This window comes from Acinetobacter sp. 1207_04 (assembly GCF_052850415.1).
Genome location: NZ_VXCQ01000002.1, coordinates 228,855 through 249,327 on the forward strand (window position 1 = coordinate 228,855; position 20,473 = coordinate 249,327).

The following is a 20,473-nucleotide window of genomic DNA, read 5'->3' on the forward strand; positions in this document are numbered from 1 at the left end:
CTCTTATAGCGGTAATTTATCAGGATTGGCTTATTTATTCATTGACTTCAAAGCAGCACGAATAATATCACCTGCTTCAGTAAATTCGCCTTTGGCAGCATTTACTAGCTTCTGTGCTTCGGCAGGTTTATAGCCTAAAGATTGTAAAGCGGCTTCCGCTTCAGCCACCGCAGAATTACCCATAAATTGGATTTGTGTTGAAGTTGAACCACTTGCCACAGCACTTGTAGTAAAGGCTTTGAAGCGATCACGTAATTCAATCATCAAGCGTTCAGCTGTTTTCGTACCAACACCTGGAACTTTGACTAATGTTTTTACATCGCCATGTTCAACGGTATGTACCAACATTTCTACACTTAAAGTTGAAAGAATGCCTAAAGCCATTTTAGGACCAACGCCGTTGACTTTAAGGAGTGTACGGAAAATATTTTTTTCTTGTGGGTTTAAAAAACCATACAAAAGTTGGGCATCTTCACGGACGGCTAAATGTGTCCATAGTGTGACTTTTTGTCCTTTTTGCAGTTGGCAAAAGGTTGACAATGGGGTATCGACTTCATAACCCACACCATTTACATTTAAAAGTACAGTTGGCGCTTCCAACGCTAAAACTTCACCAATGAGACATCCGATCATTATGTTTGTTCACTTCTATGTTTAGCTTACTTTTTATTTAAGTGAGCTTTTATTGCGGTTTATTACGATACTTTTAAATGAATGTGTATCGTATTGATATCCAAATTCGTTGAGAGAGTATAACGAAGCAAGGGAAATTACCAATCTTTCAAATATTAAATGGATTAAAAGAAACCAACCTTATTGCCTTGTAACTCTTGTGCCAATTGATAGGCCTGATGATCTGAAAATTTACTGACAATATCTAAAACTTGCATAATATTGTCGTAGTGATCATCACTAAAACGTGCACCAAAACGTTCTATTATTGACAATAAACGGCCATCTTTAAAACTCAAAGTTTTGTTTGGTGTTGTAAGCGGAATAAAGGCATCTAAAATATGTTGTAAACTTTGATGTGCAATAATTTCTAAACCTGACTTTTGTGGATGTTCAAAAATTTTATCACGGGCTAAATTCTTTGCTCGGTCAATACCCATCTCGATATCTTCAGCGCAATATTGCAATAAAGAGCCTTTGAGTTGCCCTGAGATAATTTGCCAATGATGTTTGGCAAATGCTGTAGTTACCTCGTCTACAAGTCGTTTCATCACTCGACCACGTAATGCCGCAATTTTTTGTTGCCATGTGGTATAGGGCATACTGAGTTCGGCAGGAATACTGAACTCACCCAATAGATCTAAGAAAATGGGTTCCACTTCTTCATAAGAGAGCATGTTTAAAATAATGCCATCTTCAAGATCTATCAGCGCATAACAAATATCATCGGCAGCTTCGAGTAAATAAGTGAGCGGATGACGACACCAATGATACTCACCCAACTGAATTAAACCGAGTTGATCAGCAATTTGTTTGAGTATGTCTTTTTCAGCTTGGTAACAACCAAACTTAGCACGCTTACTTGCAGGTGTATCACCTTGAGATTCGATGGTTTTAGATAGCCATGGGTACTTTAAGTAAGCCCCTAAGGTTGCGTAAGTAAGACGCATGCCACCATCATTTGGATGATAATCAATTTTAGTGAGTAGTCTTAATCCTTGTGCATTGCCTTCAAACTGACGGACATCGGCTTGTTGTTCTAGACTTAAATCTTTTAAAAAATCGGTATGGGAGGCATCGTCAAACCATTCCCGAATCGCATATTCACCTGCATGACCAAACGGTGGATTACCAATGTCGTGCGCCAAGCATGCTGCTTGAATGATTGCACCAACATCGGCAGGGGAAATCCAAACTGGTAGTTCATCTTTGATTTTTTCGGCTGCAAGCATACCGAGCGAACGTCCAATACAAGACACTTCGAGTGAATGTGTTAAACGTGTGTGAATACCATCATGTTGCGTCAGTGGATGGACTTGGGTCTTTCTGTTGAGCTGTCTAAAACTTTGCGAAAATATAATGCGATCATAATCTTTATGAAATGGGCTGCGAGCCTGTTCTGTACTTTGTTTTTTACTTCCTAAACGAACCGTTGAAAGTAGTTCTAACCAACGCATTTGAGTCATTTATCGTTATTCATATCTTCGTTGGATTCATCATGCCAAATTTATAGTGAATGTACTAGAGGAGGGCGACATCAGTTGTCTTGTTCATTTTATAATTTCATATCTAATTTTTGTCTAAATATTGAATAAATAAATGAAACAATTGTCAAAAACTTGACATGAGTTTAAGAGCTAAATCGGGCACAGTCTGATGTAGTATTTTTAGTATTTAAATTAAGGACAGTATGACTCAACCGAATATTTTGCTCATCGTGGCAGATGATTTAGGCTTTTCTGACCTCGGCGCTTTTGGTGGTGAAATTCGTACACCACATCTGGATGCAATTGCATTACAAGGGCTACGCTTGACTGACTTTCATACAGCTTCAACCTGTTCACCAACACGCTCCATGTTGTTGTCAGGAACTGATCATCATTTGGCGGGTTTAGGGACAATGGCAGAATCTATTCGACCAGATCAGCAAGGTCAACCTGGTTATGAGGGCTATTTAAATGATCAAGTGGTTGCACTACCAGAGCTATTAAAAGATGCAGGGTATTATACTGTAATGTCTGGAAAGTGGCATTTAGGGTTAACACCTGAGCGTTTCCCTGCACGCCGTGGCTTTGAAAAGTCCTTTACGCTGTTGCCAGGAGCTGCTAATCATTATGCCTTTGAAGCTGATATTCCAGATAGTGAAGTGCCTGGTCTATTGAAAGTAACACGAGGACTTTATGCGGAAAATGATCAGTATGTTGATTCAATCTCTGCAGATTTTTATTCATCGGATGCTTTTACTGATAAATTATTAGATTATTTAAAAGATGATGAAAGTCGTCAAGATCGTCCATTTTTTGCTTATTTACCATTTTCCGCACCGCATTGGCCATTACAGGCACCGCAAGAAGATATTGCACGTTATCGTGGAGTATATGATGCTGGCCCTGAAGTCTTGCGTGAAAAGCGTCTAAGTCGTATTAAAGCGTTGGGTTTAGTTGAAGCCGATGCAACGGTTCATCCTATACTTGCCCATACAAGACATTGGGAAAAACTCTCTGAGCAAGAAAAAGCAATATCAGCACGCACGATGGAAGTCTATGCCGCAATGGTTGATCGAATGGATCAAAATGTTGGACGTGTGATTGAACATTTAAAACAGACTGATCAGTTTGAAAATACTATTATTATTTTTTTGTCAGATAATGGTGCAGAAGGGGCGCAATTAGAAGCTTTACCTGTCTTTGGACCAGATCTAAATAGTGTGATCGCAAAATATTATGATAATCGTTTAAGTAATATTGGTAATGGCAATTCTTATGTTTGGTACGGAGAGCATTGGGCGCAAGCTGCAACCGCACCATCACGTTTATATAAAGCACATACTAGTGAAGGCGGTATTCGTACGCCAGCCTTTATCCACTATGCAGGTTTTGAAAAACAACAACAGATTAGCCATGAGTTTTTAACGGTTATGGATTTATTACCGACGTTGCTAGATCATTTAAAAGTTCAACATCCAGGTAAGAGCTATAAAGGTCGTAAGCTTGTACCTTTACGTGGGAAAAGTATTTTGCCATATTTGCAACAGCAACAAGGTTTCATTCATAGCAAAGATCATGTCACTGGCTGGGAGTTGTTTGGGCAAAAAGCTTTAAGAAAAGGTGATTGGAAGGCTTTATTTATTCCTGCACCGAATGGTCCAAACCGTTGGCAGTTGTATCATTTAGCAAAAGATGCAGGTGAGACGGATGACCTTGCTGAAAAATACCCTGAAAAATTGCAAGAACTGTTGGCTGAATGGCAAATTTATGTCGATGAAAATGGTGTGGTTGAAGGAAGCTTTAATCCGCTGACAAAATCGGCCTAAATGCGTGAAGAAATATCTAGATTTTTAAGAGTAGATAGATTCTTTTAAGCATATTAAGGACACTGAGATTAAATTTCAGTGTCCTTTTTAGTTTTTGGATACAACAATAAGAAATACTGAGGATATTTTTACTTGAAAATTGAGTCAAATATTGAGAAAAAGAAATTAAATATATTATTTACAAATGTATCAAAATATGATCTTTTGAATGTATTGATTTTTTTATCGTAAATTTAAAAAAAAAACCCAAAACTCAGATTATTCACAAAGATAAAGTGGTGTTCCATCTAGCTGATTTGAGTAATACGCAGTAGAATATGCGCTCTCTTCAAGTCACATTGCGGTATGGTTGTCTAAACCTGCCCGTGGAGCCAAAATCAGCATGTTTATCGTTGCCGGTGCACCTGCACACTCTTCTTTTAAGCAAACACAACTTTTAACACGCCTTGCGTCTATGAGTTCTGTTCAATCAATAGAAAGCCAATGGGTTTACCTTTTCGACCAAGCGCTTAGCGAGCAACAACAGCAATCTGCACTACAACTTTTAAATGATGGCGCATCGTTTGAAGTTCGTCAGGCTGCGAGTGATGAAGTCCAAATTTTAGTGACACCACGTGTCGGTACAATTTCGCCTTGGTCATCAAAGGCAACTGATATTTTTGCCAACTGTAATATGCCAATACACCGCCTTGAACGCGGTGTTTTGTTTACTTTAAAAGGGATTTCTACAATCTCTGATGAAGTGAAACAAGTTTTACATGACCGTATGACAGAAAGCGTATTCAATCAAATTGATGATGCGGCTGCATTATTTTCTGAAACGGAACCAAAACCTTTAAATAGCATTGATATTTTAGGAAAAGGTAAAGAAGAGTTAGTGAAAGCAAACTCTGAGTTTGGCTTTGCATTGTCTGATGAAGAAATCGATTATTTAACGGCTGCATTTACCAAAATTGGTCGTAATCCACATGACATCGAACTCATGATGTTTGCACAAGCAAATTCTGAACATTGTCGTCATAAAATCTTTGGTTCTGAATGGACAATTGATGGTGAAAAACAACCATTGTCATTGTTCCAAATGATCAAAAATACTTATAAAGAATCACCTACAGATGTCTTGTCAGCATATAAAGACAACGCTTCTGTAATTGTGGGCTTTGACACTCAGCGTTTTTATCCAAAACAAGATGCTGAAACAGGTCATCACGTTTATAAATATAAGAGCCAAGCTGCTCATATTTTAATGAAAGTGGAAACTCACAACCACCCAACTGCAATTGCACCATTCGCTGGTGCTGCGACAGGTTCAGGCGGTGAAATCCGTGATGAAGGCGCAACAGGTCGTGGTGGTAAGCCAAAAGCTGGCTTAACAGGTTTTACTGTGTCTAACTTGAATATTCCAGGCTTTGAACAGCCGTGGGAAGATAATTACGGCAAACCATCTCGTATGGCTTCACCTTTGCAGATCATGATCGATGGTCCTTTGGGCGGTGCTGCATTTAACAATGAATTTGGTCGTCCTGCGCTCAATGGTTATTTCCGTACCTTTGAACAAAACGTCAATGGCGATGTAAAAGGTTTCCATAAACCAATTATGATCGCAGGTGGTTACGGTAACATTCGTCCTGACCACGTTGAAAAAGATCCAATTCAACCGGGCGATTTACTGATTGTTCTCGGTGGTCCTGCAATGTTGATCGGTTTAGGTGGTGGAGCTGCATCTTCTGTAGATAGCGGTAAACTCGGCGAAAACCTAGATTTCGCATCAGTACAACGTGAAAATCCAGAAATGGAACGTCGTTGTCAAGAAGTCATTGATACCTGCTGGCGCATGGAAGATTACAACCCAATCGTGTCTGTACATGATGTGGGGGCAGGTGGTGTATCGAATGCGATGCCAGAACTTGTGAATGATCACGAACTTGGTGCTATTCTTGACCTGCGTAAAATTCCTTCATTGGAAAAAGGCATGTCGCCAATGGAAATTTGGTCTAATGAGGCGCAAGAGCGTTATGTATTGGCGATTCGTCCAAGCTCATTAGAATTGTTTGAATCAATTTGTGCGCGTGAACGCTGTCCGTTTGCTGTATTAGGTGAAGCGACTGAAGCACGTCAGTTGACTGTAAACGATCCATTGTTTGATAACAAAGCTGTGGATATGCCAATGCAGGTCATGCTTGGCGGAACGCCTCGAATGAGTCGTTCTTACGATTCTATCGAACGTCATGGTGATGATTTCACAGCAGAAACCGTGACTGATTTGAAAGATGCAATTTTCCGTGTTTTGAAAAATCCAACAGTTGCCTCTAAATCATTCCTCATAACCATTGGTGACCGTTCAATCACAGGTATGGTTGTACGTGACCAAATGGTCGGTCGTTGGCAAGTGCCTGTAGCGGATGCTGCAGTAACGACTACAAGCCTCGTGGGTTATACAGGTGAAGCAATGGCAATGGGTGAACGTCCACCTGTAGCATTGCTTAATCCTGCTGCTTCTGCACGTTTATCCGTTGCGGAATCAATCTCGAATATCATGTGTTCTAAAATTGACCAAATCAGTGATATTAAACTCTCTGCAAACTGGATGGCTGCTGCTGGGCAACAAGGTGAAGACCAAGCATTATTCGAAGGTGTAAAAGCCATCGGTATGGAAATGTGTCCTGCACTCGGTATTGCAATTCCAGTCGGTAAAGACTCATTGTCAATGCGTACGACATGGAATGAAGAAGGAGAGGACAAATCAGTTACTTCTCCAATGTCAGGCGTAATTACAGCATTTGCACCTGTAACTGATGTACGTAAAACATTGACACCTGAATTGAAAAATGAAGATTCAGTGCTCGTACGTATAGATTTATCTAAAGGTCAGTTCCGTTTAGGTGGTTCAATCCTTGCTCAAGTGTACAAAGCGATAGGTTCTGTGACACCTGATGTCGATAATTTTGAAGAGTTCAAAGCATTCTTTGACTTGGTTCAAGATTGGAACAATCGTGGTTTGATCAAGGCTTACCATGACATCGGTGATGGTGGTTTACTTGCAACTGTTGCTGAAATGATGTTCGCTTCACGTTTAGGTGTAGCGCTTGAAGACCAATCAACTGCGGCATTATTTGCAGAAGAAATTGGTGCAGTGCTCCAAATTTCTAAAGCAGATTGGGCAACATTAGAAGCTGAAGTTGCAGTATCAACATTGAGCGATGCCATTACGGTTGTGGGTACTGTAAATGATACAGATACATTAACCATTAATGGTTTGAACTTAGACCGTGCTGAATTACAACAAGCATGGACTGAAGTGTCTTATCAAATTCAGCGCTTACGTGACAACGTAGAAACTGCCGATCAAGAATATAGCTTGATAGCCAATAAAGAACACAAGGGCTTAATCGCATTACCAATATTCGATTTGAATGAACCTGTTGAAGCACCGTACATCAACGAACGTCGTCCAAACATGGTGATTTTACGAGAACAAGGCGTAAATGGTCATGTCGAAATGGCTGCTGCATTTGACAAGGTTGGCTTTAACACTGTCGATGTTCATATGAGCGATTTACTCGCAGGTCGTATTGATCTTGATGAGTTTGAAGGCTTAGTGGCATGTGGTGGTTTCTCATATGGTGACGTATTGGGCGCAGGCGGTGGTTGGGCGAAATCTGTATTGTTTAACCCACAATTACGTGATCAATTTGAGAAATTCTTTAACCGTGACAATACCTTCTCTGTCGGTATTTGTAATGGTTGTCAAATGTTGTCACAACTTGCACCTTTAATTCCAGGTGCAGAGCATTGGCCACGTTTCCAACGCAATACTTCAGAAATGTTTGAAGCACGTGTGGTGAACGTAAAAGTTGAAAAATCGGCTTCAATCTTGCTAACGGGTATGGAAGGTTCGATTCTTCCGATCGCTGTGGCGCATGGCGAAGGTCGTGCAGAAACTTCGGCTGAAAAATTTGCAGCATTAAATGCAGGCAACCAAGTGGTTCTACGTTATGTGGATAGCTTCGGTAACCCAACGCAAAAGTATCCAATGAACCCGAACGGTTCACCTGATGCGATTTCAGGCGTAACGTCTAAAGATGGTCGTGCAACCATTATGATGCCGCACCCTGAACGTAACTTCCGTGCGATTCAGCATTCTTGGAAACCTGAAGAATGGACTGAAGATGGTGCATGGTTACGTATGTTCCGCAATGCTCGTCAGTTTATTGGTTAATTGATTTAATCAAAAATAAAAAAGCCCCGAAAGGGGCTTTTTTATTGATGAATAATTGGAAAGTTGAAATTGTGAAGTTGGGCACATAAATTTTAATTGCTTACAATTTAAACATTGGCTTATTTTTTGCTTCATATACATTGTCTAAATAAGACTCGTATTTTGTTCCGAAATGTTCAAAAAAAATGCAAAAATGAGGAGTTAAAAATGATAAAAGTAGCTAACTATAACAATGTCACCTCCATTGCCCTACGTCAAAAAGGATGGAAACTTTTTGGTGCAGTCTTATTATTACAAATTATGATGGTGAGTGCAGGATATCTATTTCGTTTATATGGATAAGAAACTCAAAATATTTTAAATTGGCATGATTGGATAACAGCAGAAAAGGAGTATTTTGAAAATTATAAATGATGAAATAATATTGATTTTATTTAAAAAATTTCTTTTTATAAGGAGCTATGTTGTTACCGTCAAATGATTGAACTTAATCTTTTATTAAATTAAAAAGCAGTATGCGCTGATTCATACTGCTTATTCCCACTTTTTTATTGTTAAGTTTTTTCTTGTTATTTTGTCAAGATTAAACGGTTATTACGAGTTAAGCGTAAACGATATTCTTCACCTGCATGCATAATGCGGATTTCACGACCCAAAGCAAATAAATTGTTTGAGTGCAACATTGGTAGAGCGTGAGTTGATTCTGTACGTGTAAATAGGCTAAAAGGTGCGTTCATTGTTGTAACTCCGTTTTTGTGGGGTGTCTTTGAGTGATTTAAATGATAATCATTATCGAATAGACCTGTCAATGCAATTTTTATCATTTTTAAAAAAAGTTACAATAGGACAATGAAGTAACAATAGCACTGAGGTCAATGATGGCAAAGCCTTCTATTCATGTAGCAATCGCACTACTTTTTCATCGTGGAAAAGTTTTGGTAGGTTGGCGAAATGCAGAGCAACATCAGGGGAATAAGCATGAATTTCCAGGCGGTAAATTTGAAGAAAAAGAAACGCCCATCCAAGCTTGTCGTCGTGAAGTTATGGAAGAAGTTGGAATTGATCTGACCGATTGGCACAATTTTGATTTTGTACAGCATGATTATGATGATCTTCAAGTTAATCTGCACTTTTTCCATACCTATGTTGATGATACGCAATTGGCTACAATAGTAGAGCCGTGGACGTGGTTTAAGCGTGAAGAATTAGACGTTTTAAACTTTCCTAAAGCCAATCAAGATATAGTTAATCGTTTAGTATTGCCACAACACATTAAAATTACGACAGACCTTTCAGATATCGTTCAGCTTGCTGAAAATACGCTGTTGTATTGGCGTATGCAGTTAAAAGTGCATGAAATTCAAACAGCGTTATCCGCATTGCCAAATGAACAATTAGCAAAAATTATGCTGAACGTTGTGCAATGGCAACAGCTTCCAAAGGATTTGCAACAACGGATAGGCTTTATCCATTTTAAACAAAATCAATTGATAGAGTATCAATCTAAAGATCGTCCGCAAGGCGTTATATGTATAGCTGCATGTCATGATTTGAGCTCATTACAGCAAGCTCAACAGATTGGAATTGATGCTGCAATTTTAAGTCCTGTACAAGCAACGAATACGCATCCTGATGTTCAACCCCTTGGATGGACTCAATTTTCTGAATTTACCAAAGCAATGGATATTCCTGTTTATGCATTAGGTGGAATGAAACCAAGCGATTTGGAGCAAATTCAACAACATCAAGGTTATGGTGTCGCGGGCATATCAAATTTTTAATTTGAATGGCTGATTGAAGAGCTATAGTGCTTTTAAACGTGTTTGTGCTTCCTGAATCAGGGCTGTATTTTTTTGAACTTGTCCTGATTTAAGAATAACCTGCCAAAGTTGCTTTTTAGAAGATTGGGTTTGTGCATAACTCAGCCCGCGGCGTGCTAAAGATTCTGCATTGCTGGCTTTATTTTGCTTCAATGCAATTTCAGAAAGCCAATAGTAGCTTTCGTCAGATTGTGGCGCGAGCCGTTGTACGTGTAGAGCATATTTCTCAGCTTCTGCCCATTTTCCTTGCTGAAATGCTGTCTTTGTTGCTTGAAGCAAATGTTTAACGGCAGGCGTTTCACGACCATCGTCAAACTTTTGTGGAGTAGGTAGTACTTTCGGTTGTGAAGTGACAATAGGCACTTTAGGTGCTTTTTCCCGAATAATTTCAGGATAGTCATACGTGGTAATTTTTACTCCATCGGATGTTGTGACTGAGGGCTTTGTTGGTGTAGGTGGAGTATGGGGCGTGACTTTTTGAGGTACAGGTGTAGATTGACATGCCGTTAATCCAACGATAATACCTACACCCAACAGCACACAACGAAGTATTTGAGATTGCATCAATACCGTATTCTCCATTAATTTTGGTAGCTACCACTCGAAATTATATGACCACTGGAATTACTATCCTCAGATGAGTTACTTTCACTTTCGCGAATGTAATTTTCAATGCTGTCATTGCTTATAGTTTGTGAACTTGAAGGCTGTTGATCTGGAACATAATCAGGTTCGACATTGTAGTGTGACGAGCCACATGCAGTTGCACGGTTCGGTACAGTATGACGTAGCATTGGAATATACATCGCATCACCACAACCTTGTGCGGATAATTCACCACTTGCGATATCAATCCATTGCCATTGCACATCATCGGTTTGACGCAAGTTGACAGGTTTTTGACGTAGTTGTTTCATAACATTGATCCAGACGGGTAGTGCCCCTGTAGAACCTGTTAATCCTGTAACTTTGTTATCATCAAGCCCAAGCCAAACGACAGCTAAATTGTTGCCTGAGTAGCCTGCAAACCAAGAGTCACGAGTATCATTGGTTGTACCTGATTTTCCTGCCAATTTAAGTTCAGATGAGAAGGTATTGTAGGCAGATTTACCTGTACCTGATGACATGACCTGTTGTAAGCCATAATTCAAAATATACGCCGAAGAAGGTTCAATGGTTTGTTGTACATTCAAACCATAACGATCAAGTAAACGACCATTAGAGTCTGCAACAGTACGAATAGCTTTGACTGGATACTTAAAGCCACCTGTTGCAAAATTACCATAAATACTCATCATTTCCATAGGTGACATATCTACAGCACCCAAGAAAATAGAAGGATAGTTTGGAATTTTTGAGGTTACACCAAATTTAACAAGATTATTTTTAAATGTAGATAATCCAAACTCCTGTCCCAAGCGAACTGCAGACAAATTGTATGAATTTGCTAATGCTTGAGCGAGTGGAACATAACCATGACCCGATCCACTATAGTTTTTAGGCGTCCAAGATTTATTATTTTCAACGGGTATACTAATGGGTGAGTCTTCAATTTGAGTCGCCCAATTATAACGTCCCGATTCAATTGCACTTAAATAAATCACAGGTTTAAGCAATGAGCCGACTTGGCGTTTGGCATCAATTGTGCGGTTAAAGCCAGTAAAATCTTGTGTAGAACCGACAGCAGCAATTAGTTCACCATTTTCAGGGCGTGAAATGAGTACAGCACCTTGTAAATCTTTTAAGCGTTTCGGATTTGCACCTGCTAGACGTGCCACACTTTCACGGAAACTATTTTGCACACGTGTCTGTGCAACAGGATCAAGTGTAGTGAAAATACGTAAACCTTGATTGGTTAAATCGGTTTCTTGATATTCGGTTTTAAGTTGACGGCGTACAATATCGAGGAAATCTGGGAAGCGAGCAGTTCCAAGACTCGGTTTATCAACTATATTTAGTGCACGATTACTTTCTTTTTCAAACTGTTCAGGCGTTAAATATCCCATCACTAGCATATTATTGAGGACGACATTGCGACGTTTTTTAGCAAGTTCAGGGTTTTTCCATGGATTGTATAGGGTAGGACCTTGGACTAAACCAACAAGGAATGCTTGTTGGGAAATATTCAGTTCACTGAGCGGTAAACCAAAATAAAACTGTGAAGCCAAACCATAACCATTGACTGAATAATTACCGCTTTGACCTAAATTTACTTCGTTTAAATACGCTTCTAAAATTTCATCTTTACTGTAATGCAATTCAAGTAATAAAGACATAAAGGCTTCGTTAACTTTACGTTTTAATGTTTTTTCAGGAGTGAGATAGAAATTTTTAATAAGCTGTTGCGTAAGTGTAGAACCACCTTGACGCTTACCACCAGTGACGTTACTCACTAAAGCACGGGCAGTCCCACGAAAGGAAATGCCATGGTGGTGATAAAAATTACGATCTTCAGTTGCAATAAGTGCTTCAATTAAAGGCTTAGGGACTTTATCTAGCTTAATGAGGACACGATCTTCATTGTGTTGAGGGTAGATGCCACCAATCAACATAGGTTCAAGGCGTGCAATCCCTGTATTTGTTGGCTTTGTTGCTTTGACATCGGCAATCACATCATTGGCAAAAGTGACTTGTAAAATTTGTTCAGGGTCTACACTGTCACCAAAGTCAAAACCTCGGGTATGGACATAAAATGAATTGGCTTGTGCAACATAGCTACCTGGTTTGGCATAGCTATCACTGCCTTTATAGCCAAGTAATTTGAGTTCTTGTTCAAAATCATCTTGTGCTACTGGTGCATTGGCATAGACTTCAAGGGGGCGTGCAAAAACTTTGGCAGGAATATCCCAACGATTACCTTCAAATTTATCACGAATGAGATTGTCGAGCCGAATCAAATACACACTGAAAGCCAAAAATGCGCCAATGATAAGCACACAAAAAATCAATGCAATAATGCCAATACCACGTTCAGACTTCATAAAGACAGATAAAACTCATATTTAATATGCTAATCATGCGAAGCTTTTTGTCATTTTGCAATAATAAAACTGTGAAATCATTTAAATTGGAGTTGTAAATAACAAGAATAGGTATGATATTTTTCTTGTGTCTTTTTAAAAATAATCCTGTTAGTGCTACTATAGTCATAATCACAGTGGAGTCTGAGCATACGTGCAAATATCAGCAAAGTCATTTCGCAATATTGGTTTAATCGGGCGACCTGATAAAACTTCTGTCGTCGATACCTTGTCATTGATTCATGATCATCTGCTCAGTCTAGGGTTACATCCTGTTTTTGATACTGAAACTGCTGCATTGGTGCCTTATCCAAATACGCAAGCCGTGAGTAAAAGTTTACTCGGAGAAGTGGTAGATTTGGTCATTGTGGTCGGTGGAGACGGTTCGTTACTTCATGCAGCGCGTGCGTTGGTCAAATACAATACGCCTGTATTGGGCGTGAACCGTGGTCGGCTTGGATTTCTGACAGATATTAAACCTGCTGAAGTTTTGTTTAAACTCGATCAGGTGTTAAAGGGAGATTTTCAGCTAGATCGTCGGTTTTTATTAGAAATGGAAGTTCGTAGCAATAATCAAACGATTTATGATGCCATCGCACTAAATGATGTTGTATTGCATTCAGGTCGATCTGTACATATGATTGATTTTGAACTCAATATTGATGGTCAGTATGTTTATAGACAACACAGTGATGGCTTGATTGTATCAACGCCGACAGGTTCGACAGCGTATGCATTGTCAGGTGGTGGACCTATTTTACACCCAAGTATGGATGCAATTGCATTAGTACCAATGCATCCACACACTCTATCTTCACGCCCAATTGTGGTGGGTGGACACAGTGAAATTAAAATCCAAATTCGTGAAAATCGTGTCTTACCCATGGTCAGTGCAGACGGGCAACATAGTATTTCTTTAAATGTTGGAGATAGTTTGCATATTCGTAAACATCCCTTCAAACTTATATTATTACATCCACCGGGTTATGACTTTTATATGGCATGTCGTACTAAACTCGGTTGGAACCAAGATTTTGACTCTTTTCAACAGCAGGATTGAACATGAATATTGAACAAATGCTTTCTATTTTGGATGCTGATATTGTTGAGCGTTTAAAAACCGCCGTTGAAATTGGTAAATGGCCAAATGGCGTGGTTTTAACTGCGGAACAACGTCAGATTTGTATGCAAGCGGTAATTGCTTGGGAACATCAAAATGTGGATGCCAAAGAACGCACAGGTTATATCGATAAAGGGCATAAGGAAGAAGATGAAGAGTGTGATTCTCATGTTCCAGAGCCTGAGTTTAAACCAATTCGTTTTGTATAATGTATTAAGTAAAAAGAATCATAGTATCATTCAAATGCTATGATTCTTTTGTAAGATCAAGCAATAAGATTAAAATCGATTCTTCCAGAGTTCTTTGCCCCTTGCCATTGCTTCATCAAATGAAGTTACAGCACCCATCGTATGCAGTGCTATTCCCATCGTTTCAGGCACAGCAATTTCACCATATTCATGGTTTTGCTTACCTTCCCAAACTGCTTTGAATACTGCTAAATCGAGTTCTTCTTCCGAAGGTGAACGGTTTTCGGTAAGTTTTGGTAATTCATGCTCATATTTTTCACCATTTTGAATCCCACAAATTAACGTCTTTGCATCAGGATTGCGCTCAAACTCCCCCCCTTCACCTTTAATCACAGCACTATTTTGATAACCCAATTGGAAAGCAGCTTGTTGATGTGAACTTCTGTAAGCAGGGTGGAAAATGGCTTGCATGGTGGCTTTGGCGTTAAAGGGATTAATGAGGCGAGCAAGCGTATGGATAGGGGAGCGTAAACCCATAACATTGCGAAGATTAATCAGATCACTTAAAGTTGGTGAAATAGCTTCTAAAGGCAAATAAGCAAAATTACGTTGCTTAAGTTGTTCCATAACTTCTTTTTCATTTTGGCAAATAGGAAAACCTAAATATTCTAAAACTTGTTCGGTATATAATCGATTAATTGTATGCCCTGAAGCGCCGTGCATTACTACTTTATAACCATGTTTTGCCAAGGTTAGTGCGGCAAGTAAAAACCATGGATAATGTTTACGCTTGCCAGCATATGATGACCAATCAAGATCGACATTAAGTGTTTGGAAATTCAATTGGTCTTTAGTTGCCTGTACAAAACCATGTAACTCATCTACAGACTCTTCTTTGACCCGAAGCAACATAAGAAATGCGCCAAGCTGAACATCAAGAACTTCATCTTTTAAAATCATACGAAAAGCCTGATATGCTTCATCATAACTTAGTGATCTTGCACCATTTTTACCTTTTCCAACAATGCGAACGTATTGGGCAAAAGGGTGTTCAAAGTCTTTGTAAAGATTACGTTTTGTAGGCATAGGGAAATCTAAATTTTGAAAAAATAACTGTACTAACACTATGACATAAAAGTATGCAGAATAAATTGGATTGATTAATGTTCGACTAATGTCTAATAGGGAAATGTTTTATTTTTAAGCGATTTTAACAATTTCATGGGGTGTGGTTAGAAAAAATTCATTAAACTAATCACATTAATTTCTATTATTCATCTCCTATTCCCACTTTTTAGTTTTTTCTTTGTAGAAAAACTGAAATAAAGTCGATGACATTAGTCTCTATGTAGTTGTGATGTTTCGGAATATTTTGATTTTTCGAGTGTATTTTTGTTTTAAAAAAATGTTTGCCTTTGTGTTTTACAAAGGTTTTTAGGGCTACGTATCTTATAGATATGTGAAATTTTTGAATATTTATTTCTGTGCTGAGCAGCAATAAATATATAATGATGAAACTCTTATGGCTAAACAACCTTTGTATAAGTCACTATATTTTCAAGTGATTGTTGCCATTATTGCTGGTGTGTTGGTTGGACATTTTTATCCAAGTAGTACGCAGATAATTAATGGTGTAGAAAAAAATATCCCAGGTTTAGGTGAGCAACTTTATCCATTGGGTAAGGCATTCATTAATCTGATTAAAATGATTATTGCTCCTGTAATCTTCTGTACTGTCGTGAGCGGTATTGCGGGTATGGAAAGCATGAAATCTGTAGGTAAAACAGGCGGTATCGCTTTGCTTTACTTCGAGATTGTATCAACAATTGCACTGCTCATTGGTTTGTTAGTGATTAACATTGCCAAACCAGGTGTAGGTATGAATGTTGATCCAAGTAAATTGGATACTTCAGGTATTTCTAAATTTGTAGAAAGTGGTGCATCACAGTCAACGCTTGATTTCTTTATGAATATCATTCCAAACACAGTGGTTGGTGCATTTGCAGAAGGTGAAATTCTGCAAGTATTACTTTTTGCTATTTTATTTGGTTTTGCTTTGCATAAACTCGGTGAAGCAGGTAAACCTGTACTGAAGTTTATTGATCAAGTTTCACATGTGTTCTTTAACATTGTAAATATGATCATGAAGCTTGCTCCGATTGGCGCTTTTGGTGCAATGGCTTATACCATTGGCAAATATGGTATTGGCAGTTTGGCTCAATTAGCTCAGCTAATTATTTGTTTCTATATCACGTGTTTGCTCTTTATTTTCTTAGTATTAGGTACTATTAGTCGTATTTGTGGTTTTAGTATTTTAAAAATGATTCGCATGATTCGTGAAGAGTTGCTCATTGTGTTGGGTACGTCTTCATCAGAATCAGTGTTGCCACGCATGTTGAAAAAACTTGAAATTGCGGGTTGTGAAAAGTCTGTTGTAGGTTTAGTTATTCCAACAGGGTATTCATTTAACTTAGATGGTACATCAATTTACTTAACAATGGCGGCAATCTTTATTGCCCAAGCGACCAATACTCAACTTGATTTATCACATCAAGTGACTTTACTTTTGGTGTTGTTAATTTCATCTAAAGGTGCGGCAGGTGTAACAGGTTCAGGCTTTATTGTTATGGCGGCAACTTTGTCAGCTGTGGGACATATTCCTGTTGCAGGTTTGGCGTTGATTTTAGGTATTGACCGTTTCATGTCAGAAGCACGTGCCTTGACTAATTTGGTTGGTAACTCTTTAGCAACTATCGTTGTTGCGAAATGGGTTGGGCAATTAGATACGGAAAAACTACAACATGCATTGAACAATCCAGAGGAAGTGGATCGTAAAATGCTTGAAGAAAATAACCAAGCCCATGCTTAATATTTGAAGTTAACAATTCAAAATTAGTATACAGATTTACCTATTGAGGAAGCTTTGGCTTCCTTTTTTAGGCTTTAAAATTTATTAAGAACACATTGTTAAAAAAATAAAGAAACAGGAAGTGATACTCCCTGCTTTAGAGTGTTTATATATAGTTTGGTTTCATAGCCAATTAATCTGGAACAACATTTTGATGTTGTTTTAGGGTGCGATCAAGCTGTTCTTTATCTAAAGCATTGTCCCAACGCGCCACCACAATTGTTGCACAAGCATTACCGACAAAGTTTGTGAATGCACGGCATTCAGACATGAAGCGATCAATACCTAAAATTAATGCCATACCTGCAACAGGTACAGCAGGAACAACGGATAATGTTGCGGCAAGTGTGATGAAACCCGCACCTGTTACACCTGCAGCACCTTTAGAGCTAATCATGGCGACAAGAAGCAATAAAATCTGATGTTGTAGGCTTAGATCAATATTACAAGCCTGTGCAATAAATAGTGCAGCCATGGTTATATAAATGTTGGTTCCATCTAAGTTAAATGAATAACCTGTAGGAACGACCAAGCCGACGACTGATTTTTCACAACCCGCTTTTTCCATTTTACGCATGAGTGATGGAAGTGTAGCTTCAGATGAAGACGTACCCAATACAAGCCATAATTCATCTTTAATATAACGAATCAAATCAATAATAGAGAAGCCATTATAACGAGTAACTGCACCTAAAATGACGAGAACAAAGAGTAGTGCAGTAAAGTAGAATGTCAAAATGAGCATGAATAAATTACCAATACTATCAATTCCATATTTACCTATTGTGAATGCCATCGCACCAATAGGTGCAAACTTCATTAGCATGCCAACAAGGTGGAAAATTGGTGCAGTTAAATGATTAAGGAAATCGACAATCGGCTTGCTTTTTTCACCAATTGAAGGAAGTGATAAGCCAAACAGAACGGCAACAAACAGCACTTGTAAAATGTCTCCACTTGTCAGTGGGCTTGCAAGGGGGGGGATATTCATCAGGAAGTCTAAGATTGATGCATCGTGTGCTTTCTCAGCATATTCGGTAATTTTATCGGTTTTTAATGTTGAAGGGTCAATGTTCAAGCCTTTACCAGGTTGAACCAAGTTTGCAACAGTCATACCAACAATCAATGCAAGCGTCGAGAAGGTCAGAAAGTACAGCATGGCTTTACCTGCTACACGTCCCACACTTGCCATATGGGTCATACCTGAAATTCCTGTCACAATAGTTAGGAAAATTACAGACGTAATAATCATTTTAATAAGTTTAATAAATGCGTCACCAAGTGGTTTGAGGCTTCTCCCGACATGGGGATAGAAGTGACCGAGTAAAATACCAATTACAATGGCTGCAATTACTTGCACATAAAGTACTTGGTAGAATTTTTGTGGCTTTTTGGAATGTTCACTTTGAGTATCTGTTTATATTTCCATGTTGATTCCTTTCACCAAATTGATTCCTTTCACCAAATTGATTCCATTTGGTATTTATTTAAAAATATCACTTAAGACTTAATCAATTAAATAAATATTGCTTGTTGTTTTAACGTATTGATTTTAAATAGATGTACTTAAACAACAAACACATTGATTAGATTAAATAAAGTATTAAATTAGATATTATTTATTAAAAAATATTAGGTATTTGTATTTGATATGATTTGTATATTATTTTTATTTATATGAATTTTATTTATTTTTGATTTGACTTGTTTATTTTGATACATCCATTTTTAGAAAAAAATTGAATAAACTGTCTTAAAATGCTTTTAACCTATTTTGATTTGCGATATCCGTTATATATTTCAGGTCTTAATTTAAGTTTTACTGATAAAAAAGTGATATGCGGCACATTTTTATGTATTGGGCTACATCGAGATTAAAAATGACCACAGGTTTCATGTTTTTCATTTCAAAAATGATTAGGATGGCTGTGATAACAATCAAAAATTTCGTGATACAAGGAAAATGTAATGCTGGCTTATGATGCTGATTTGGAATTATTCAAGGACAATTTTAAACGTTTTATGAATGAGCACATTGCTCCTCATTATGAGCAATGGGAGCGTGAAGGAATCATGCCTCGTTCAGTGTGGACACTGTTGGGTGAAAATGGCTACCTCTGTGTTGATGTGCCAGAAGAATACGGTGGTTATGGTGTTCCAACAGAATATTCGCTTATGTTGGTCGAAGAATCGGCACGTGCAGGCTATGGCTCATTATCGACAGCAATTTCGTGTCACTCTGAAATTGCAGGACCGTATATTTTAAATATTGCTAATGAAGAACAAAAGCAATATTGGTTGCCAAAAATGGTATCGGGTGAAGTGGTTGGTGCAATTGGTATGACTGAGCCGGGTGCAGGTTCTGACTTACAAGGTATGCGTTCATCTGCTATTTTAAATGGTGATCATTATGTTTTAAATGGTTCTAAAACTTTTATTTCCAATGGTCAGCATGCAGATTTAGTGGTTTTAGCGTGTAAAACAGATCCACAAGCACGTGCAAAAGGTGTGTCATTACTACTTGTAGATACGCATTTAGATGGTTTTAAGAAGGGTACAAACTTAGACAAAATCGGTCTGCATTCTCAAGATACATCTGAATTATTCTTTGATAATGTCAAAGTGCCTGCCAACCAATTGTTAGGAAATGCAGGGCAAGGTTTTGCTTATTTGATGCAAGAGCTTCCACGTGAACGTACAGCAATTGCAGCAACTGCATTGGGCGCAATTCGTGGTGCGATTGATGTGACAAGTAAATATGTGAAAGAACGTCAAGCTTTTGGTCAGGCGATTGGTAACTTCCAAAATACGCGTTTTGTTCTTGCTCAAGCGAAAATTGATGAACTTGCAACGGCGGCATTTTATAACCAAAACTTGGCTTTATATAAAGAAAATAAATTGGATGTTGAAACAGCAGCAGCATTGAAAAGCTTTAGTTCAGATATGCAGATGAAAGTGGCAGATAGTTTACTGCAACTTTTCGGTGGTTATGGCTATATGGTTGAATACCCAATTTCACGCTTCTTTGTTGATGCACGTATCCAACGCATTTATGGTGGAACAAATGAAATTATGAAAGAAATTGTGGCACGTGGCTTGATTGGTCGATAATTTCGATACTTGATCTAGACTCCAAAAATAAAGATCAAGCTATCCAAAGGTAGCTTGATCTTTTTACATATATAAAGGCTGATCCATAAAAAAAGCAGAAAC

The 20,473-nt window shown here is 38.3% G+C and carries 14 protein-coding genes and 1 pseudogene; 8 read left to right on the top strand and 7 right to left on the bottom strand.

Annotated features, from left to right (window positions below):
* Positions 1–30 precede the first annotated feature (30 nt).
* Both ruvA and FW754_RS03070 read right to left on the bottom strand, forming a co-directional pair.
* A complete protein-coding gene (gene ruvA, locus FW754_RS03065; RefSeq protein ID WP_446323831.1) occupies positions 31–633 on the bottom strand; it encodes a Holliday junction branch migration protein RuvA in 603 nt (200 codons plus the stop codon).
* Positions 634–797: 164 nt separating this feature from the next.
* Positions 798–2,138 carry a deoxyguanosinetriphosphate triphosphohydrolase gene (locus tag FW754_RS03070; protein WP_409511715.1) on the bottom strand — a complete coding sequence of 447 codons (1,341 nt, stop codon included), beginning with the start codon at positions 2,136–2,138 and terminating at the stop codon, positions 798–800.
* A 224-nt stretch (positions 2,139–2,362) separates the two neighbouring features.
* Between FW754_RS03070 and FW754_RS03075 the strand changes: the two genes are divergently transcribed.
* The 3 genes from FW754_RS03075 (at position 2,363) to FW754_RS03085 (ending at position 8,546) form a co-directional block, all read left to right on the top strand.
* Positions 2,363–3,985: an arylsulfatase gene (locus FW754_RS03075; protein ID WP_446323832.1), complete on the top strand. Its 1,623-nt coding sequence runs from the start codon at positions 2,363–2,365 to the stop codon at positions 3,983–3,985.
* Between the two features lie 382 nt (positions 3,986–4,367).
* Positions 4,368–8,204 (top strand): phosphoribosylformylglycinamidine synthase, encoded by a 3,837-nt coding sequence (gene purL / locus FW754_RS03080; RefSeq protein WP_446323833.1) that lies wholly within the window; start codon positions 4,368–4,370, stop codon positions 8,202–8,204.
* A 207-nt stretch (positions 8,205–8,411) separates the two neighbouring features.
* Positions 8,412–8,546, top strand: coding sequence for a KGW motif small protein (locus FW754_RS03085; RefSeq protein ID WP_409511720.1), 135 nt, complete (start codon positions 8,412–8,414; stop codon positions 8,544–8,546).
* A gap of 227 nt (positions 8,547–8,773) precedes the next feature.
* Here the strand turns inward: FW754_RS03085 and hemP are convergent, their stop codons facing one another.
* Positions 8,774–8,941: a hemin uptake protein HemP gene (gene hemP / locus FW754_RS03090; RefSeq protein WP_409511721.1), complete on the bottom strand. Its 168-nt coding sequence runs from the start codon at positions 8,939–8,941 to the stop codon at positions 8,774–8,776.
* Positions 8,942–9,082: 141 nt separating this feature from the next.
* On the opposite strand from hemP, the gene FW754_RS03095 reads away from it, so the two are divergent.
* Positions 9,083–9,985: an NUDIX domain-containing protein gene (locus FW754_RS03095; RefSeq protein ID WP_446323834.1), complete on the top strand. Its 903-nt coding sequence runs from the start codon at positions 9,083–9,085 to the stop codon at positions 9,983–9,985.
* Positions 9,986–10,006: 21 nt separating this feature from the next.
* On the opposite strand, the gene FW754_RS03100 is transcribed toward FW754_RS03095, so the two are convergent.
* Together FW754_RS03100 and mrcB are read right to left on the bottom strand one after the other, a co-directional pair.
* Positions 10,007–10,588 carry a tetratricopeptide repeat protein gene (locus FW754_RS03100; RefSeq protein ID WP_446323835.1) on the bottom strand — a complete coding sequence of 194 codons (582 nt, stop codon included), beginning with the start codon at positions 10,586–10,588 and terminating at the stop codon, positions 10,007–10,009.
* A gap of 17 nt (positions 10,589–10,605) precedes the next feature.
* The gene (mrcB, locus tag FW754_RS03105; protein ID WP_419346005.1) at positions 10,606–13,005 is read right to left on the bottom strand and encodes a penicillin-binding protein 1B; all 2,400 of its coding nucleotides are present in this window, start codon (positions 13,003–13,005) and stop codon (positions 10,606–10,608) included.
* A 193-nt stretch (positions 13,006–13,198) separates the two neighbouring features.
* Between mrcB and FW754_RS03110 the strand changes: the two genes are divergently transcribed.
* Together FW754_RS03110 and FW754_RS03115 are read left to right on the top strand one after the other, a co-directional pair.
* On the top strand, positions 13,199–14,104 hold the full coding sequence (locus FW754_RS03110) for an NAD(+) kinase (RefSeq protein WP_409511725.1): 906 nt from the start codon (positions 13,199–13,201) through the stop codon (positions 14,102–14,104).
* A gap of 2 nt (positions 14,105–14,106) precedes the next feature.
* Positions 14,107–14,373 carry a YeaC family protein gene (locus FW754_RS03115; protein ID WP_409511726.1) on the top strand — a complete coding sequence of 89 codons (267 nt, stop codon included), beginning with the start codon at positions 14,107–14,109 and terminating at the stop codon, positions 14,371–14,373.
* Between the two features lie 69 nt (positions 14,374–14,442).
* On the opposite strand, the gene FW754_RS03120 is transcribed toward FW754_RS03115, so the two are convergent.
* Positions 14,443–15,438 (bottom strand): glycosyl transferase family protein, encoded by a 996-nt coding sequence (locus tag FW754_RS03120; RefSeq protein WP_409511727.1) that lies wholly within the window; start codon positions 15,436–15,438, stop codon positions 14,443–14,445.
* 436 nt (positions 15,439–15,874) lie between these two features.
* On the opposite strand from FW754_RS03120, the gene FW754_RS03125 reads away from it, so the two are divergent.
* A complete protein-coding gene (locus FW754_RS03125) occupies positions 15,875–17,221 on the top strand; it encodes a dicarboxylate/amino acid:cation symporter (protein ID WP_409511728.1) in 1,347 nt (448 codons plus the stop codon).
* A gap of 172 nt (positions 17,222–17,393) precedes the next feature.
* Here FW754_RS03125 and FW754_RS03130 read toward each other — a convergent pair.
* A pseudogene (locus FW754_RS03130) lies at positions 17,394–18,662 on the bottom strand (dicarboxylate/amino acid:cation symporter); the annotation flags it as partial.
* Positions 18,663–19,228: 566 nt separating this feature from the next.
* Here FW754_RS03130 and FW754_RS03135 point away from each other — a divergent pair.
* Entirely contained in the window at positions 19,229–20,371 is a 1,143-nt protein-coding gene (locus tag FW754_RS03135) for an acyl-CoA dehydrogenase family protein (protein ID WP_446323836.1), read from the top strand.
* Positions 20,372–20,473: the final 102 nt, after the last annotated feature.

Coding starts and splice junctions, on each gene's coding strand:
- ruvA (WP_446323831.1), bottom strand. CDS start 633: ATGATCGGATGTCTCATTGGTGAAGTTTTAGCGTTGGAAGCGCCAACT.
- FW754_RS03070 (WP_409511715.1), bottom strand. CDS start 2,138: ATGACTCAAATGCGTTGGTTAGAACTACTTTCAACGGTTCGTTTAGGA.
- FW754_RS03075 (WP_446323832.1), top strand. CDS start 2,363: ATGACTCAACCGAATATTTTGCTCATCGTGGCAGATGATTTAGGCTTT.
- purL (WP_446323833.1), top strand. CDS start 4,368: ATGTTTATCGTTGCCGGTGCACCTGCACACTCTTCTTTTAAGCAAACA.
- FW754_RS03085 (WP_409511720.1), top strand. CDS start 8,412: ATGATAAAAGTAGCTAACTATAACAATGTCACCTCCATTGCCCTACGT.
- hemP (WP_409511721.1), bottom strand. CDS start 8,941: ATGAACGCACCTTTTAGCCTATTTACACGTACAGAATCAACTCACGCT.
- FW754_RS03095 (WP_446323834.1), top strand. CDS start 9,083: ATGGCAAAGCCTTCTATTCATGTAGCAATCGCACTACTTTTTCATCGT.
- FW754_RS03100 (WP_446323835.1), bottom strand. CDS start 10,588: ATGCAATCTCAAATACTTCGTTGTGTGCTGTTGGGTGTAGGTATTATC.
- mrcB (WP_419346005.1), bottom strand. CDS start 13,005: ATGAAGTCTGAACGTGGTATTGGCATTATTGCATTGATTTTTTGTGTG.
- FW754_RS03115 (WP_409511726.1), top strand. CDS start 14,107: ATGAATATTGAACAAATGCTTTCTATTTTGGATGCTGATATTGTTGAG.
- FW754_RS03120 (WP_409511727.1), bottom strand. CDS start 15,438: ATGCCTACAAAACGTAATCTTTACAAAGACTTTGAACACCCTTTTGCC.
- FW754_RS03125 (WP_409511728.1), top strand. CDS start 15,875: ATGGCTAAACAACCTTTGTATAAGTCACTATATTTTCAAGTGATTGTT.
- FW754_RS03135 (WP_446323836.1), top strand. CDS start 19,229: ATGCTGGCTTATGATGCTGATTTGGAATTATTCAAGGACAATTTTAAA.